The sequence below is a fragment of the Litorimonas taeanensis genome (assembly GCF_003634015.1).
Classification (GTDB): domain Bacteria; phylum Pseudomonadota; class Alphaproteobacteria; order Caulobacterales; family Maricaulaceae; genus Litorimonas; species Litorimonas taeanensis.
Genome location: NZ_RBII01000001.1, coordinates 888,387 through 904,581, shown reverse-complemented (window position 1 = coordinate 904,581; position 16,195 = coordinate 888,387). Strand labels below are relative to the sequence as shown.

Sequence of the window (16,195 nt, the reverse complement as noted above, 5' to 3'; positions counted from 1 at the left end):
GCCTTAGCTTGCAAGGCCATCTTTCACCCATACATTTATATCTCTGAGAGCTCGCTTAGCCATTAAGCCTTTACGGTGACGTGTTTTATCTTTGCCGCGCAAGCGCTTACCATCAGGAGATTTGTAAATAATTTCTTCTTCCATGGGGGGGAACAAACCAAAGTTTACATTCATTGGTTGAAATTTAGCTTTTGGACCGTCCATGAAACCGCCTGTTACATGTTCCATTAAAGCGCCTAATGCGGTGGTTCGGGGTGGTTTTATATCTGTTTGACCCAATGCTTGTGCGGCGGCAAGGCGGCCCGCGATAAGTCCTAAAGCGGACGATTCCACATAGCCTTCAACGCCCATAATTTGACCGGCGAAACGTAGGTCAGGTCTGACTTTCAGTTGGAGCTGATCGTTGAGTAATTTCGGAGAGTTGATGAAGGTGTTTCTATGAATTCCGCCTAATCGGGCAAATACAGCTTTCTCTAACCCGGGGATGGTTTTTAAGATTTCAGTTTGTGCCCCATACTTCATTTTCGTTTGGAAACCAACCATATTGTAAAGTGTGCCAAGGGCATTATCTTGCCTTAGCTGAACAATGGCATGAGCTTTTACTGTTGGATTATGAGGATTTGTTAGACCGACAGGCTTCATTGGTCCCCAGCGCAAAGTTTCTGCTCCACGAGACGCCATGACTTCTATAGGGAGGCAACTCTCGAAATAAGGTGTGTCTTTTTCAAAGTCTTTAAATTCAGTTTGTTCAGAAGAGACAAGGGCTTCGATAAAGGTTTCATATTGCTCTTTATCAAGCGGACAATTGATATAGTCGGCTCCGTCTCCACCAGGGCCTTTTTTGTCATATCGGGACTGCATCCAAGCAATATCAAAATTGATGCTGTCTTTATAAACGATTGGGGCTATCGCATCAAAAAAGGCTAAACTGTCCTCTCCTGTTGTTTGTAAAATATCTTGAGCCAATGCGGGTGCTGTAAGAGGCCCTGTAGCAATAATTGTATTACCCCATTCTTTAGGCGGTAGGCCTTTGACTTCCCCATACTCAATCGTAACAAGTGGGTGTTGTTGCAATATTGTTGTGATAGCTTCTGAAAAAGCCTCTCTATCTACTGCGAGGGCTCCACCCGCAGGAAGCTTTGTCATATCACCCATGCCCATGACCAGGCTACCAGCACGCCGCATTTCCTCATGGAGAAGGCCAACAGCATTTCCTAGTGCGTCATCCGAACGAAATGAATTTGAACAGACGAGTTCCGCGAAACCAGAGCCTTGATGTGCTTCGGTCATTCTGTCTGGGCGCATCTCATGCAATATGACGGGTACGCCGCGCGAGACGCACTGCCAAGTGGCCTCTGATCCTGCTAATCCCGCGCCGATGATATGTACTGCCTTGACCATGGACGAGCCAATAGGGCAGGAAGCTCTAACAATCAATCCGCCAAAGACTCGGAATGCAGATATCACTAGGTTGTGAGGGTATATAATGAACGTCGAAGTTAGAGATCCACAAGCCAAGTATGATTTCGGACAGGCCACTACGGCTTGGTTCAACACATCGGGAGGGAAGGACTATGCTTTACGCCTTTGGTTTTGGCATAGTGCTGTGATCTTTGTAGTCTTCTTAGTCACCGTACCATTTTTAATGCCTGTTATGGCAGAGTTCTCTGAAGCGAGTTGGATTTATAATAGGGCAGTCTTGTCCAATGATACGGAGGCACCAATTGCATACTTATCTTCTGTTGGAAACGCTCTGCCTATATATGGCTTATTTATGTTAGGGATATGGATTTCTAGCGCATTAGGCGAAGCCGCCTTTTATCGGAAGTACCTAACGGGAGAGGAGCCCGCACGTCTACCTATACGGTTTAATGCCTTCACCATGCGAAACATGCTAGTACAGCTAGGGTTTTATGTTCTCATGTTTTTCGTCACAGTTTTACTGAGTATGCTTGCGGGCATAATAGGGGGCGTGTTTGGCTTTTTATCGCCGGTCTTAGGTGCGGCTGTCGTTGTTTTTGCCGTAATCGCCGTGATAATTTTTGCGTTAGTTGTTTTTCCAGTTCGGGTGGCTTGCGCAGCAGCTTTAACTGCGCTGACAAAAAAAGTGCACATTCTATCGGCTAAGAACATTACAAAGCGCAGGTTCTGGCCTCTTTTTGGGGCTTATCTCGTGACTTATGTAGGTGGGTATATTGCTTATTATATCGTTTACATGATTGTTTTGATCGCCGTTTCGGGAAACCCTGACTTCATCACGGCAATTTCGGGTTTGGGAACAGACAATCCATCTATCGTTTTTCAGGCTATGTTTGAGAGGCTTTCCAACCCATTGATTATGTTTGTCGCTGTTCTAGGTATGGCGGCCTTGGCGGCCGCTTGGTCTGGCTGGATGCTTTGGATTGCCGGCGTTTCTGCTTATGCCGTAAAGTTGTGGCTCCAAGATGATCCAACAGCAGCCTTCGAGTGAGAGTAGACCCTAAAAATAAGTCTAGGCTCACTTAGAATGCGATAAACCAATTATAGGGTCTTGAGATATTTCTGGGGCACTCTGTAATTGCGACACAATTGGAGCTGGTCACATAATCCGTCACGACTTCCGGGCTTTATCACGATGCAGTAACGGCCCTAAATAGCGGCCAGTCCAACTGGCTTCGACTTTTGCAACTTCTTCTGGCGTGCCTTTTGCGACAATTTCGCCGCCTCCGTCTCCGCCTTCAGGGCCTATATCAATTATCCAGTCAGCAGTTTTTACAACATCCAAATTGTGTTCAATAACAATCATTGTGTTACCAGTTCCAACAAGTTCGTTTAGAACTGTCAAAAGCTTATTCACGTCTTCAAAGTGTAGACCTGTTGTGGGTTCATCTAAGATGTAGAGCGTTCTGCCTGTCGCGCGTTTTGCAAGCTCTTTGGCGAGTTTAACGCGTTGGGCTTCGCCGCCCGATAAAGTTGTCGCTTGTTGACCGACCTTTATGTAACCTAAGCCTACGCGCTGTAATGTTACAAGTTTGTCTCTGATGGTTGGGACAGCTTTAAAAAAGTCTGCTCCTTCATCGATACTCATATCTAAGACATCAGCTATTGATTTTCCTTTGAATTTTATCTCAAGGGTTTCGCGATTATACCGTTTGCCGTCGCAAACATCACACGTCACGTAGACATCTGGCAGAAAGTGCATTTCAATTTTAATTACGCCACCCCCTTGGCAGGCTTCGCAACGTCCCCCCTTAACATTAAAGGAAAACCGGCCAGGTTTGTAGCCACGTGTTTTCGCTTCTGGAAGATTGGAAAACCACTCACGAATAGGGGTGAAGGCACCTGTATAAGTAGCGGGATTAGAGCGTGGCGTGCGGCCAATGGGGGATTGGTCAATATCAATGACTTTATCCAAATGTTCTAGGCCCTCAATGGATTTATGGGGCATTGGCTGGACAGAGGATTTGTTTAATTTGCGGGCAACGGCTTTATAGAGTGTTTCTATCGTCAGCGTCGATTTACCGCCTCCTGAAACGCCTGTTACGCAAGTCATTAAACCGAGAGGAAAGTCTACATCGACGTTCTTTAGGTTGTTACCAGTAGCCCCTTTAATTGAGAGCACCTTATGTTCTTGGGGCTCACGTCTCTTAGCCGGAATTTCTATTTCTTTTTTTCCCGTCAAATATTGTCCCGTGAGAGACTTTTTAGATTTCTTGATTTGATTTGGCGTACCTGAAGCCACGACCTCGCCGCCATGAATGCCAGCGCGAGGGCCCATATCGACCACATAATCTGCAGTAAGAATAGCATCCTCGTCATGCTCTACGACCAGAACGGTATTCCCAAGGTCACGAAGGTTTTGCAATGTCTCTAATAAGCGTTCATTGTCGCGTTGGTGAAGGCCAATTGAAGGCTCATCCAAGACGTACAATACGCCTGTAAGTCCAGAGCCGATTTGACTGGCTAAACGAATACGCTGACTTTCTCCGCCTGATAGAGAACCCGAGCCGCGCCCTAAAGTAAGGTAATCAAGCCCAACTGCGTTTAAGAATTCAAGACGATCTCTAATCTCTTTTAAAATACGTTCTGCAATTTCTAAATCAGTGCCTGATAATTCTGTGCCAAGCTCTTTGAAGCGTGCATATGCGTCTCGGATAGACATTTCGCCAGGTTCAGAAATGTCCATACCGGCGACCTTAACGCTGAGTGCTTCTGGTCTTAGTCGTTTTGAACCGCAGGCTTCACAGGGAGCGTTGGACATGTATTTTCCGAGCTCATCGCGTATCCATGAGGATTCAGTTTCACGGTATCGGCGTTGTAAATTGGGAATCACGCCTTCAAATGGTTTACTTGTTTTGTAAGAACGCTTACCGTCTTTGTAATGGAAATTAACGCTCGCTCCATTTGTGCCATAGAGTACGACATTTTGCGCGCCTTCTGATAGTTTTTCAAAAGGGGTGTCGACTTTGAAGCCGTAATGCTTAGCCAAGGCTTCAAGCGTTTGCATATAAAGCCCGTCTGCTTTTTTCGACCATGGCAAGATAGCACCACCTGCTAGAGACTTTCTTTCGTCCGGAACGACAAGGCCTTTATCGAACTTCATCTCTTTGCCAAGGCCATCACAAGTTGGGCAGGCCCCAAAAGGGTTGTTGAATGAAAATAATCGGGGCTCGATCTCTGAAATGGTAAAGCCAGATACAGGGCATGCAAATTTTTCTGAAAACAATATCCGTTTGTCTGGTTCGTCTGCATATTCGGCGGCCGCGAGGCCGTCTGCAATTCGAAGGCTTGCTTCTAAACTGTCCGCTAAGCGTGTTTCTAAACCCTCGCGAACGACGATGCGGTCAACGACAATGTCTATATTATGCTTATATTTCTTATCGAGTGCTTCCGCTTCCTCTATTCGTACAATCTGTCCATTGATTTTCGCACGTTGATACCCTTGCTTCATAAACTCAGCGAGTTCTTTGCGAAATTCACCTTTTCGGCCTCGCACAAAAGGCGCCATGATATAAAGCTTCGTCCCCTCAGGTAGAGCCATAATAATATCGACCATTTGTGAGACCGTTTGGCTTTCAATTGGAAGGCCTGTCGCTGGAGAGTAGGGGACGCCAACACGCGCCCAGAGAAGCCGCATGTAGTCATAAATTTCAGTGACTGTACCAACTGTTGAACGCGGGTTTTTTGAGGTTGTTTTTTGTTCAATCGAGATCGCAGGAGAAAGGCCCTCTATGGAGTCAACATCCGGCTTGCCTTGAAGCTCTAGAAATTGCCGTGCATAGGCTGACAGGCTCTCAACATAGCGTCTTTGCCCCTCGGCATAGATTGTATCAAAGGCGAGGGAGGATTTGCCCGATCCTGACAGCCCCGTAATCACAATCAGTTTGTCGCGGGGAAGGTCAATATCAACCCCCTTGAGGTTGTGCTCGCGTGCGCCGCGCACTTGTATGGATTTCAGCATTGCCATGAAACGGTCCAATAATCGGAAGAGTTAACAGGTTTTATTCTCTATAGCGTGGACTTAGTTTGCCATTGGTCGCAAAACAAGTCCGATGCTGACGGCTCTTGCAGAGTCGCTCTATAAGCAATAGAACATATAAAGAACAAAAACGTCAAGAGGTGAATTATGGCGGGCTCAGTCAATAAAGTTATTCTGATCGGCAACGTCGGAAAAGACCCTGAAATCAGAACTTTCGGAAATGGTGGGAAGGTTGCGAACTTCTCAATTGCGACATCAGAGCAATGGAAAGATAAGCAAGGCCAACGTCAGGAAAAGACAGAGTGGCATAATATTGCTGTATTTAACGAAGGTCTTGTCGGCGTTATTGAGCGTTATGTTAAAAAAGGTTCTAAGCTTTATATTGAAGGTAAGCTCCAGACTCGTAAATGGACGGACCGTGACGGTAATGACAAATACACAACAGAAGTTGTGTTGCAGGGCTTTAATGGGTCCCTGACGATGCTAGATAGCCGTGATAGTGGCGGTGGCCGTTCTTCTGGCGGGGGCGGGTATAACCAAGACCGCGGCGGTTACGGTAATATGGATCAAGGTGGTGGTTCGCGCTCAGCCTCTGCGATGGAAGGACCGAAAGAGGATTTCGCAATTGATGACGATATTCCGTTTTAAGGTGCCAGCTTAACATTAGGTAGCTGTTTGCGTTGGAAAATTTCACCCCTATATCCGCGAGCGTTGGTGGAGCCTTGATCGGGCTCTCTGCTGTCTTTCTCATGTGGTCCGTTGGTCGTATTGCCGGCATTAGTGGTATTTTGGGTGGATTATTTACGGCGACGAAAAATGACAGGCTTTGGCGTGTATCTTTTTTAATAGGGTTAATCTTAGGGCCTACTCTTGTTTCTTTCTGGAACGAGGAGCTTTTGGACGTTACATTTCCAGTACAAGGGTCTTTTTTAATTCTAGCGGGCGTCTTAGTGGGACTGGGAACGCAGCTTGGCAGTGGATGTACAAGTGGACACGGCGTTTGTGGTAATGCGCGCCTGTCTATGCGATCTTTAATAGCGACTGCGACGTTTATGATAACCGGTATAGTGACCGTATTCATCCTTAAACATTTTGTTGGTGGGTGATTTGAAGAGCGCTATTTCGACTTTTTTCGCGGGACTATTGTTTGGCGTGGGGCTTACAATCTCTCAAATGGTCAACCCCGCTAAGGTCATTGCCTTTTTAGATATATCTGGAGATTGGGACCCTAGCCTTGCAATAGTTATGGTCAGCGCTCTGGCCAACACTTTCTTTGGCTATCGATATATATTTAGAACATCCAAACCATTATTTAGTTCAGAGTTCAGATTGCCAAAGCGCCAAGACATTGATGCGCGTTTGATATTAGGGGCGGTCTTGTTTGGCATAGGGTGGGGGTTAGTAGGTCTTTGTCCTGGGCCTGCCATTTCGGGCCTGACTTTTGCAGGTTTGAACGTCATATTATTTTTATCGTCTATGCTTATTACCATTGTTGGATTTAGAGTTATAACTCGTAAATAATCGTGTCTCAGAGAGATTTTCGACCTCAGTTAATTCATGCGGTTATGACCAATTTGTCATGTAATGAACTGTCCATGCGCCCTTGTTTCGCCATAATTAGCGGCGTTATTAAATTGTATATATTAAATGGGGTCAGCATTGAGCAAAACACAATGGATAATAGTGCGGGATTGGCTATCCACTGACCCACGACACTACCAAATTGCCGTTTTGTCTACTCTTATTCTTCTTGGGGTATTTCATTTTGGATTTGAATTGCCTTGGTGGCACGTGGTTGGGTGTGTTGGTTCAACTTTAACCACGCAAGCTTTAGCGGATAAAGTCTTAGGGCGCCCCTTTGATCTTCGGAGTCCGCTGATTTCTGCGCTATCACTTACCATATTACTTCGGACCGGGTCGGTAACTCTATCTATCGCGGCAGGTGTATTAGCGATTTCTTCAAAATACATATTGCGCTGGAATGGTAAGCATATTTTCAATCCAGCCAATTTTGGTTTAGTTGTTCTGTCAACTCTATTCAGCGCGGCTTGGATTTCACCAGGGCAGTGGGGGCAGGCGCCGTTTTTTGCCTTATTACTTTTAAGCTTGGGTGGGGTTGTGACAGGGAAAGCCAAGCGCTGGGATGTAAGTTTGGCTTTATTAGGAAGTTATGCCGTTTTGGTTTTTGCTCGAGCTTTATGGCTTGGAGACCCAATGACGATACCTGTTCACCAAATGCAAAGTGGGGCCCTATTAATTTTTGCGTTTTTTATGATTTCTGACCCAAAAACGACGCCTGACGCGAGGGGTGGACGGCTTATATATGCGCCTATCGTGGCAATCATCGGTTTCACAATTCAATTCGGCTTTTATAATTCAGCAGGGATAATCCTTGGGCTTATTCTAACGGCTCCATTCGTACCGCTTATCGATAGGGTTTTTAAAAACCATCAATATGTTTGGCCCCGCCACAAGTCATCTGAAACAAATCCAGCTTCAAACATCAATAAGGAGACTAATCATGCGTCTTTCATACCTGCTGAGTAGTGTATTTGCCCTTTCAACTCTTGGATTGGCCCCGGCGGCCAATGCTTTTTGTGGGTTCTATGTTGCAAAGGCTGAAACAGATTTGTTCAATTCCAGTTCTAAGGTCGCGTTGGTTCGGGATGGGGATCGCACAGTGATTACAATGGCGAATGATTATCAGGGCGACCCGACAGAGTTTGCTATGGTTATTCCTGTGCCAACAGTGATAACTAAAGAGCAAGTCCATGTCTCAGATCCTGCTTTGCTTGAACACCTTGATGCCTATACCGCCCCCCGTTTGGTTGAATATTTTGATGATAACCCCTGTGATGAACGAAAATACCGTGTCTTTTCTAGTGCCCCGATGATGGACGGTGCTGTGCTTGAGAAGGAAAGCTCGTCGGAAGCTTTAGGCGTGACAATCGAAGAAAAGTTCTCGGTCGGTGAATACGATATTCTCGTTTTATCAGCGTCCCAAAGCGATGGTCTACAAATCTGGCTAGACAACAATGGGTATAAAGTGCCTGAGAAAGCGAAATCAACGCTCGGAAGTTACATCAAACAAGACATGAAGTTCTTTGTCGCGAAAGTGAATTTAGAAGCAAAGGCTAAAGCAGGTGGCGAAATGCTCCGCCCGATTGCCGTGGCCTATGAAAGTCCTAAGTTTATGCTGCCCATCCGACTTGGCACAGTGAATGCCAAAGGTGACCAAGATTTATTTGTCTATGCCTTAACCCGGAAAGGTAAAGTGGAGACTACGAATTATCGGACTATAAAAATTCCCTCTGACAAAGAATTACCCATTTTTATAAAAGACGATTTTGGGCGTTTTTATAAAGATATGTATGCCACGGCGGCTGAACGAGAAGGGGGGCACGGTGTCTTTATGGAATATGCTTGGGATATGAACTGGTGTGACCCTTGTGCAGCCGATCCTCTCTCCCGCGATGAACTGCAAGAACTTGGAGTATTTTGGATTAATGATTCGTCTGATGCAGATGTTTTACAAAGAGGGCGGCCAATGCCACAGGCACAGGATGTATATGTAACGCGCCTGCATGTACGATATGACGCCGAAAGCTTTCCGGAGGACTTAAAATTCAAAACCACGGGGGATCGCCAAAATTTTCAAGGGCGCTATATTCTTCGCCATGCTTTTGAAGGTGAAATGCAATGTGAGGCCGCCAAAGAATACAAGATAGGCGTCAACAAGCGCAAAGATGAAGAAGTAAAAACGCTGGCTAATTTAACAGGCTGGCAAAGAGAGGATATCTTTGACAAAATTAAGGAAAGTGGAATGGGGCAAAAATTTGATGTCTCTAAACCCGTTAAAGACACCAAATGGTGGAACAAAATTTGGCCCGGGGATGAATAAGGGCTAATGATTAAGGTTTAATGAGGGCACATCCAATCCTAGCGCCAGCGGCGCCGCTAGGTTGGCTTTCATAATCATCCGCTTTTTCATGTAATATTAGCGCCGTTCCGTCCGCATCGAATAGGGCGGGTAAATCATGATCCCCATGAATTGACACACGCTCATTAACGATCATGAATTCACCTTTCTGGTCCGCACCCACGTTAATATTCATCATATCTCCGACGTGAGGGCCGTCGGCAACTTTTTTGCCATGTGCACGTCCATCGGGGTTGTAATGCCCGCCCGAAGATTTGAAGTCTGGACCTTCACACTTTCCAACTTCGTGAAAGTGCATAGCGTGTTGTCCTTCTGAAATACCAGACACTGAAATCATAACTGAGGTGCCGCCCATCCCGAGGTCTTTTAATGAGACAGACCCTAACACATCACCTGTGGGAGAAATAATTTCATGAATATAGGCCGTATTATTTTTGTTATTGGTAGGTTCACTATTCCCTGAACATGCCGTGAGGACTATGAGTGCAGAAAGTGGTAATAACTTATGTATGGCCATCTTGTTCTCCGAAGCAAATATCTAACAATAGAATGGTTTATACCATATAAAGTTCCCAAACGACATGCTTCATTAAAAGCTTCATAAATTAAAAGGTTTTATAAGATGATTATTGCCTAATAATTTGCGGTAACTCTGCGTAAATGCTACAAAAATAGTCGATAGCCGCACGATTCGAGCGGCTCGTTTTTTTAGGGGAGATCATAAAATGAGCGATGAAAATGATATCCCGGAAAATGATGAGGAAAACAGTGCTGCGCCACTGCCTGAAGGTGTTTCTCTCATAACAATTGAAGAGGAGATGAAACGCTCCTATCTTGATTATGCTATGAGCGTGATTGTCTCTCGTGCTATCCCAGATGTGCGTGATGGCTTGAAGCCCGTGCATAGACGTATTCTATATTCAATGCATGAAAATGGCTTTACTCGTGAAAAGCCTTACAAGAAATCTGCGCGCGTCGTTGGCGATGTGATTGGTAAATATCACCCTCATGGGGATTCGGCCGTTTATGATGCGCTAGTGCGAATGGCACAAGATTTCTCAATGCGCCTGCCATTATTAGATGGCCAAGGTAACTTTGGTTCTGTTGATGGTGATCCACCTGCAGCTATGCGTTATACTGAGGTCCGCATGGATCGACCTGCTGCGTCGCTCTTAGCTGACATTGAAAAGCAAACTGTAAATTTCCAGGATAACTATGACGCCTCAGAATCTGAGCCTGTTGTTTTGCCTGCGCGCTTTCCCAATATATTAGTCAATGGAGCTGGTGGTATCGCTGTTGGTATGGCGACCAATATAGCGCCGCATAACCTTGGCGAAGTCATTGATGCGACTTTGGCTTTAATGGATGATGCTAATCTACCCGACACTGAACTCCTCGAAATTATTCCTGGGCCAGATTTTCCTACTGGTGCCTTTATCATGGGCCGTGGCGGCGCAAAGCAGGGGGTATTAACCGGACGTGGATCCGTTGTAATGCGGGCCAAAACTGAAATAGAGGAAATACGCAAAGACCGTATGGCAATTGTTGTCACGGAAATTCCTTTTCAAGTAAATAAAGCGTCGATGATTAAGAAAATTGCGGCGCTCGTAAATGAAAAACGAATCGAAGGAATCTCTGCCGTACGTGACGAATCTGACCGCGTTGGTATGCGTGTCGTTATCGAACTTAAACGAGATGCTGTTCCAGATGTAGTTTTAAATCAGTTATTCCGTTTCTCGCAATTGCAGCAGAATTTTAGTTCAAATATGTTGGCGCTTAATAGCGGTAAACCAGAACAAATGAATGTGCGTCAAATGCTGATTGCCTTTTTAGAGTTCCGTGAAGAAGTCATCGCGCGCCGGACAAAATTTGACTTAGGGAAAGCCCGAGACCGAGCTCATATCTTGGTGGGGCTTGCAACTGCCGTTGCCAATATTGATGAAATTATAAAAATCATTCGTGGTTCAGCGAATCCTAAAGAAGCTCGCCGCAATCTGTTGAACCGTACTTGGCCGGCCCATAGTATGGGAGCGCTAATCAAGCTTATTGCAGATCCGCGGTCTAAGCTACTCGATGATGGCACAATACAGCTCACTGAAGAGCAAGCTAAAGCTATTCTTGATTTGCGTCTTTTGAAGTTAACAGCTTTGGGGATGGATGAAATTACAGATGAGGCCGAGAAGTTAGCCGCGCTTATTACTGATTTGCTGGATATTCTTCGTAGCCGCGAGCGGGTTCAAACTATTATTCGTGACGAACTTTCTGAAATTAAAGAGAAATATGCGACACCGCGCCGTTCTATCTTTATGGAAGGCGACCTCGATTTTGATGATGAAGACTTAATTGCCGTAGAAGATATGGTCGTTACTGTTACGTCTGCAGGCTATGTAAAACGGACGCCACTTGATACATACCGCGCACAGCGCAGGGGTGGACGTGGCCGTTCAGGGATGTCGACCAAAGATGAAGACGTTGTTACGACAGTATTTGTGGCGAGTACGCATACACCAGTACTATTCTTCTCTTCTACTGGAATGGCATACAAGCTTAAAGTCTGGAAACTACCTCTTGGCGGTCCTGCCACCCGCGGTAAGGCGCTCGTGAATCTTTTGCCACTAGATCAGAATGAAACTATTAACTCGATTATGGCTCTGCCAGAGAACGAGGAAGAGTGGGCTGATATGGATATTATGTTTGCCTCGCGTTCTGGCGGTGTAAGACGTAATTCTCTTTCGGATTTCACACGGGTTAATCGCAACGGTAAGATTGCTATGAAGCCTGATGAAGGCGACGGAATTGTTGATGTTCGCCTCTGTAACGAAGAAGATGATATCCTTCTTACTTCCGCTCAAGGTAAGTCCATTCGCTTCCGGGCGACTGATGTTCGCCGTTTTGTTGGTCGTACCTCTTCTGGCGTTCGTGGTATTCGTTTGTCGGAAGGGGATGAAGTTATCTCAATGGCGGTTCTGCGGCATGTGGATATAGAAACTGATGAAGCGCGCGCCTATATGAAACACGCAAATGCGATGCGTCGTGCTTTAGGTGACGAAACTGACGATGAAGAAGATGTTGATATTGAAACTTCTCTTGATGAAGAACGTCTCGGTTTTCTTCAAGCTAACGAGCAGTTCCTCTTAACTCTCGCTAATGATGGATTTGGTAAGCGGAGTTCGTCATATGACTACCGGTGTATGAACCGAGGTGGCCAAGGCGTAACTGCACAAGAGCTTGGCCGTAAAGGCGAGCCTGACGCAGCATTAGTCAGGTCTTTCTCAATCGATGAGCAAGACCAAATTATGATTGTTACTGATGGTGGTTTATTAATACGCTGTCCCGTACGCAACATTCGTATTGTATCTAGAAGCTCACGCGGCGTTACTGTCATTAAACCAAGAGATGGTGAGAAAGTCGTCTCCGTTGAACGCATTCTTGAGAGTGACGATGAGAGCGATGATGCCTCTGCTGAAGAACACCCATCAGAATAAGTTGGTATCGATATAATTGAACTACTCAGTCAAACGGGGCATCAATGCTTCGGCTGGGTTTCGTAAACCAAACGGGTCCTTGTTTATCCATATAGAAATGGTCCTCTAGCCGCACTCCAAACTCACCATAGAGGCAGATCATGGGTTCGTTTGAAAAACACATTCCTTCTTCTAATATCGTGTTATCGCCCCAGTTCAAATAAGGCCATTCATGAATGTCGAGACCGATTCCGTGACCTGTACGGTGGGGAAGACCTGGGGTTTTGTAGCCTGGCCCAAAGCCTCTTTTTTCAAGCTCCTTTCTGGCTGCTAAATCGACATCCCCGCACCTTTTTCCAATTTGTGCCGCTTCGAAAGCTTTAGCCTGCGCGGCCTTCTCTGCTTCCCACACTTGTCTTTGCTTGGCTGTTGGCGTGCCAAATACATATGTTCGTGTAATGTCAGATATGTAATCGTGAAGTTGGCAGCCCGTGTCTATGAGTACCATATCTCCGGCCTCTAATGACTTGGGAGATTTAACGCCGTGTGGGAAAGATGTGTCCTGCCCAAAGAGAACAATCTTGAAGTAAGATCCTTTAGGTGCGCCGACTTTACGGTGGGCTGCATCAATAAAATCGCCGACTTCCTCCGTTGAGATACCTAAGCGCAGCATAGAGGCTGTGGCCTTGTGAACAGCAAGTGTCATTTCTTTTGCCCGTTTCATTAGGGCCAATTCAGCGGGCGATTTTATCATTCTGCATGAGGCAGTAACTGAGGCACCATTTGTGAAAGAAAAAGCCTGACTAGCCTTTGCAATGCCGTCAGAAACGAAGAAAGGAGTTGCTTCATCTATGCCTATTACGCCTTTATTGATGCCCATAGTCGCAAGATGCTGGCTTATCAATGTGTAAGGGCTTTCATGCTCATCCCATGTCAAAACTTCGCCTTTAATAGTCATGAATTGATTCAAGGTGCCTTCTTCAAATGCAGGGGCAATGTAAATAGGAGGGCCTTGTTGGAGTAAAATAGCCCCGACCATCCGTTCTGAGCCGTGCCAATGTGTGCCGGTGAAGTAATAGAGGGAGGTTCCTGCGTGGAGGTATAATGCCTCTAGCCCTTGCTCGTTCATTAAACGCTGTGCTTTGACAATGCGGGCGGCATATTCATCATAAGAAATGGAGGTGACGCCCTCAGTCATGTCTGAAAGCGTTGCTAGGGCCTGTTCAGCTGTTTTTCCGCCTACACCTAAGGTCATATGGGGCTCCGCTCTAATATTATCGTCAGTATAGCACATTTTTTCGTTTGCTATGCAAATCGCTGTATATTTCTGTACGATTCTTCTGCTAGGCAAATCTTTGCAAGACTGTTATGTAAAACGACTGAATTTAGTAAAAAAAGCCTCATTATGACTCAGAAACGTTGGTCCCCTTCAAGTTGGCGCGGAATGCCAGCCTTACACATTCCAGATGACTATCCGGATGTTCAGGCTTTGGCAGATGCTGAAACAGAGCTTAAAGGGTACCCGCCGCTCGTTTTTGCAGGGGAAGCGCAAAAACTAAAACAGCGCTTGGGTGAAGTCGCCATGGGCAAAGCCTTTTTGCTACAAGGCGGAGATTGCGCGGAGAGTTTTAAAGAGTTCCATCCTGATAATTTGAGAGACATGTTCCGCGTTAAAATGCAAATGGCGGTCGTACTTACCTATGGGGCTGGACAACCTGTTGTTAAAGTTGGCCGAATTGCTGGGCAATTTGGTAAACCAAGAAGTTCTCCAGTTGAAGTTCGTGATGGCATCACACTGCCGAGTTACCGTGGTGACAATATTAATGGAATGGAGTTCTCTCCGGAGAGCCGCGTGCCTGATCCAAACCGTCTTATTAAGGCCTATGGTCAAAGTGCTTCGACGCTAAACCTGCTTAGAGCCTTTTCTATGGGGGGGTATGCTAATTTGCGGAATATTCATCAGTGGAATTTAGGCTTTGTAGAAGGTTCAGAAACTAATGAGAAGTATAAGGTCATGGCTGAAAAGATTTCAGACGCCATGGACTTCATGGATGCTTGTGGTGTCACGCCGGATACAACACCACAAATGGCGCAAACGGATTATTATACCTCTCACGAGGGGCTATTGCTCGGGTATGAAGAGGCAATGACGCGTATCGATAGTACGTCAGGACGTTGGTATGATACATCGGCACATATGCTTTGGATTGGAAATCGCACACGCCAATTAGACCATGCGCATGTGGAGTTTTTCCGTGGAATTGATAACCCAATCGCAATGAAGGTGGGTGAGGGGTTGGAGCCCGATGAACTCATGCAGCTATTGGATGTCTTGAACCCACATAATGAGGCTGGTCGAATCACGCTTATTGCGCGGTATGGGCATGATAAAGTGGCAAAAGGCTTGCCGTCTCTGGCGCGTGCAGTGAAGCGCGAAGGACGTCATGTTGTTTGGTCATGCGACCCGATGCACGGTAATACAATCAAAACTGGAACGGGTTATAAAACGCGTCCATTTGACAATATTCTGAGTGAAGTCAAAGGCTTCATGCAAGTTCTTCATTCTGAAAACTGCTGGCCTGGCGGCGTGCATTTTGAAATGACGGGACAAAATGTGACAGAATGCGTAGGTGGGTCCGCTCAGGTTGTACGGGAAGAAGATTTGTCTTCACGCTATCATACCCACTGTGATCCGCGCTTAAATGCCACTCAAGCTTTGGAATTGGCTTTCCAAATTGCAGAAGAGCTTAAAAGTTACCGCAAGGATGAGGGCGTAAGATTAGCTAGCTAGGAGGGCGACTTCTCGACTATCACACCTCTGAAGCAGGCATAAAAATACCGATAAGGCGATGCCTTATCGGTAGAGTATTCTAACTTTTAATGTGGGTTAGAGGTCTTTAAGGCCAGCAGATGCCTTGAACTGAGCCGATGTTTTGGCCTTGCTCATCATCATTTTACCTGTTGCGGGATTACGCATTTCACGACTTGCGCGATGCTTGGCCACAAACTGACCGAAACCTGGAATCGCAACTGTTGATCCATCGCCTTTTTTCATTTCAGATACAACAACTTCGCAGAAGGCGTTAAGAAATTCGCCAGCGGCTGATTGTGTTGAATCTGTGTGTGCAGCAATTGCGCTGACAAGTTCTTTTTTATTCATGATGGGTCTCCCTATTATCATGGGTCCATTCGATGTGATGGAGCCTTGGATAGCAAAGTAAGGGTTTTACTTAATGAGTCATTAAAAACCCTGTTTTACTGGGTTTTTTGGTCAGTTTTTTATGTAAAAGCTGAGAAATACCCACATTCCCAACGTAAAAAAACTGAAATTTC

The 16,195-nt window shown here is 45.8% G+C and carries 13 protein-coding genes; 8 read left to right on the top strand and 5 right to left on the bottom strand.

The annotated features are described in order from the left end of the window. Nucleotides 1–3 precede the first annotated feature (3 nt). Nucleotides 4–1,401 carry a methylenetetrahydrofolate--tRNA-(uracil(54)-C(5))-methyltransferase (FADH(2)-oxidizing) TrmFO gene (gene trmFO, locus DES40_RS04205; RefSeq protein ID WP_121099293.1) on the bottom strand — a complete coding sequence of 466 codons (1,398 nt, stop codon included), beginning with the start codon at nt 1,399–1,401 and terminating at the stop codon, nt 4–6. 85 nt (nt 1,402–1,486) lie between these two features. Here trmFO and DES40_RS04200 point away from each other — a divergent pair, with 85 nt between their 5' ends. Then, nucleotides 1,487–2,470 carry a hypothetical protein gene (locus DES40_RS04200; protein ID WP_121099292.1) on the top strand — a complete coding sequence of 328 codons (984 nt, stop codon included), beginning with the start codon at nt 1,487–1,489 and terminating at the stop codon, nt 2,468–2,470. 120 nt (nt 2,471–2,590) lie between these two features. Here the strand turns inward: DES40_RS04200 and uvrA are convergent, their stop codons facing one another. After that, nucleotides 2,591–5,446 (bottom strand): excinuclease ABC subunit UvrA, encoded by a 2,856-nt coding sequence (gene uvrA, locus DES40_RS04195; RefSeq protein WP_121099291.1) that lies wholly within the window; start codon nt 5,444–5,446, stop codon nt 2,591–2,593. Between the two features lie 159 nt (nt 5,447–5,605). Here uvrA and ssb point away from each other — a divergent pair, with 159 nt between their 5' ends. The 5 genes from ssb to DES40_RS04170 all read left to right on the top strand — a co-directional run bounded on the left by ssb (nt 5,606) and on the right by DES40_RS04170 (nt 9,359). Next, a complete protein-coding gene (gene ssb / locus DES40_RS04190) occupies nt 5,606–6,106 on the top strand; it encodes a single-stranded DNA-binding protein (RefSeq protein ID WP_121099290.1) in 501 nt (166 codons plus the stop codon). 32 nt (nt 6,107–6,138) lie between these two features. Continuing rightward, nucleotides 6,139–6,564: a YeeE/YedE family protein gene (locus DES40_RS04185; RefSeq protein WP_121099289.1), complete on the top strand. Its 426-nt coding sequence runs from the start codon at nt 6,139–6,141 to the stop codon at nt 6,562–6,564. After that, the gene (locus DES40_RS04180; protein ID WP_233345409.1) at nt 6,557–6,979 is read left to right on the top strand and encodes a DUF6691 family protein; all 423 of its coding nucleotides are present in this window, start codon (nt 6,557–6,559) and stop codon (nt 6,977–6,979) included. Before DES40_RS04185 ends, DES40_RS04180 begins: the two co-directional genes overlap by 8 nt. 138 nt (nt 6,980–7,117) lie before the next feature. Then, the gene (locus DES40_RS04175) at nt 7,118–8,005 is read left to right on the top strand and encodes an RnfABCDGE type electron transport complex subunit D (RefSeq protein ID WP_170144874.1); all 888 of its coding nucleotides are present in this window, start codon (nt 7,118–7,120) and stop codon (nt 8,003–8,005) included. After that, on the top strand, nt 7,980–9,359 hold the full coding sequence (locus tag DES40_RS04170; protein ID WP_121099287.1) for a DUF2330 domain-containing protein: 1,380 nt from the start codon (nt 7,980–7,982) through the stop codon (nt 9,357–9,359). Before DES40_RS04175 ends, DES40_RS04170 begins: the two co-directional genes overlap by 26 nt. A gap of 10 nt (nt 9,360–9,369) precedes the next feature. Here DES40_RS04170 and DES40_RS04165 read toward each other — a convergent pair whose 3' ends face one another. After that, nucleotides 9,370–9,915: a superoxide dismutase family protein gene (locus DES40_RS04165; protein ID WP_121099286.1), complete on the bottom strand. Its 546-nt coding sequence runs from the start codon at nt 9,913–9,915 to the stop codon at nt 9,370–9,372. 208 nt (nt 9,916–10,123) lie between these two features. Here DES40_RS04165 and gyrA point away from each other — a divergent pair, with 208 nt between their 5' ends. After that, nucleotides 10,124–12,883 carry a DNA gyrase subunit A gene (gyrA, locus tag DES40_RS04160; protein ID WP_121099285.1) on the top strand — a complete coding sequence of 920 codons (2,760 nt, stop codon included), beginning with the start codon at nt 10,124–10,126 and terminating at the stop codon, nt 12,881–12,883. Between the two features lie 25 nt (nt 12,884–12,908). Here the strand turns inward: gyrA and DES40_RS04155 are convergent, their stop codons facing one another. Then, nucleotides 12,909–14,117 (bottom strand): M24 family metallopeptidase, encoded by a 1,209-nt coding sequence (locus DES40_RS04155; RefSeq protein ID WP_121099284.1) that lies wholly within the window; start codon nt 14,115–14,117, stop codon nt 12,909–12,911. 150 nt (nt 14,118–14,267) lie between these two features. On the opposite strand from DES40_RS04155, the gene DES40_RS04150 reads away from it, so the two are divergent. After that, nucleotides 14,268–15,653, top strand: a complete 1,386-nt coding sequence (locus DES40_RS04150) for a class II 3-deoxy-7-phosphoheptulonate synthase (RefSeq protein ID WP_121099283.1) — start codon at nt 14,268–14,270, stop codon at nt 15,651–15,653. 96 nt (nt 15,654–15,749) lie between these two features. On the opposite strand, the gene DES40_RS04145 is transcribed toward DES40_RS04150, so the two are convergent. Further along, entirely contained in the window at nt 15,750–16,022 is a 273-nt protein-coding gene (locus tag DES40_RS04145) for an HU family DNA-binding protein (protein WP_121099282.1), read from the bottom strand. Between the last annotated feature and the right edge of the window lie 173 nt (nt 16,023–16,195).

Coding starts and splice junctions, on each gene's coding strand:
- uvrA (WP_121099291.1), bottom strand. CDS start 5,446: ATGGCAATGCTGAAATCCATACAAGTGCGCGGCGCACGCGAGCACAAC.
- DES40_RS04165 (WP_121099286.1), bottom strand. CDS start 9,915: ATGGCCATACATAAGTTATTACCACTTTCTGCACTCATAGTCCTCACG.
- DES40_RS04200 (WP_121099292.1), top strand. CDS start 1,487: ATGAACGTCGAAGTTAGAGATCCACAAGCCAAGTATGATTTCGGACAG.
- ssb (WP_121099290.1), top strand. CDS start 5,606: ATGGCGGGCTCAGTCAATAAAGTTATTCTGATCGGCAACGTCGGAAAA.
- gyrA (WP_121099285.1), top strand. CDS start 10,124: ATGAGCGATGAAAATGATATCCCGGAAAATGATGAGGAAAACAGTGCT.
- DES40_RS04170 (WP_121099287.1), top strand. CDS start 7,980: ATGCGTCTTTCATACCTGCTGAGTAGTGTATTTGCCCTTTCAACTCTT.
- DES40_RS04145 (WP_121099282.1), bottom strand. CDS start 16,022: ATGAATAAAAAAGAACTTGTCAGCGCAATTGCTGCACACACAGATTCA.
- DES40_RS04150 (WP_121099283.1), top strand. CDS start 14,268: ATGACTCAGAAACGTTGGTCCCCTTCAAGTTGGCGCGGAATGCCAGCC.
- DES40_RS04155 (WP_121099284.1), bottom strand. CDS start 14,117: ATGACCTTAGGTGTAGGCGGAAAAACAGCTGAACAGGCCCTAGCAACG.
- trmFO (WP_121099293.1), bottom strand. CDS start 1,401: ATGGTCAAGGCAGTACATATCATCGGCGCGGGATTAGCAGGATCAGAG.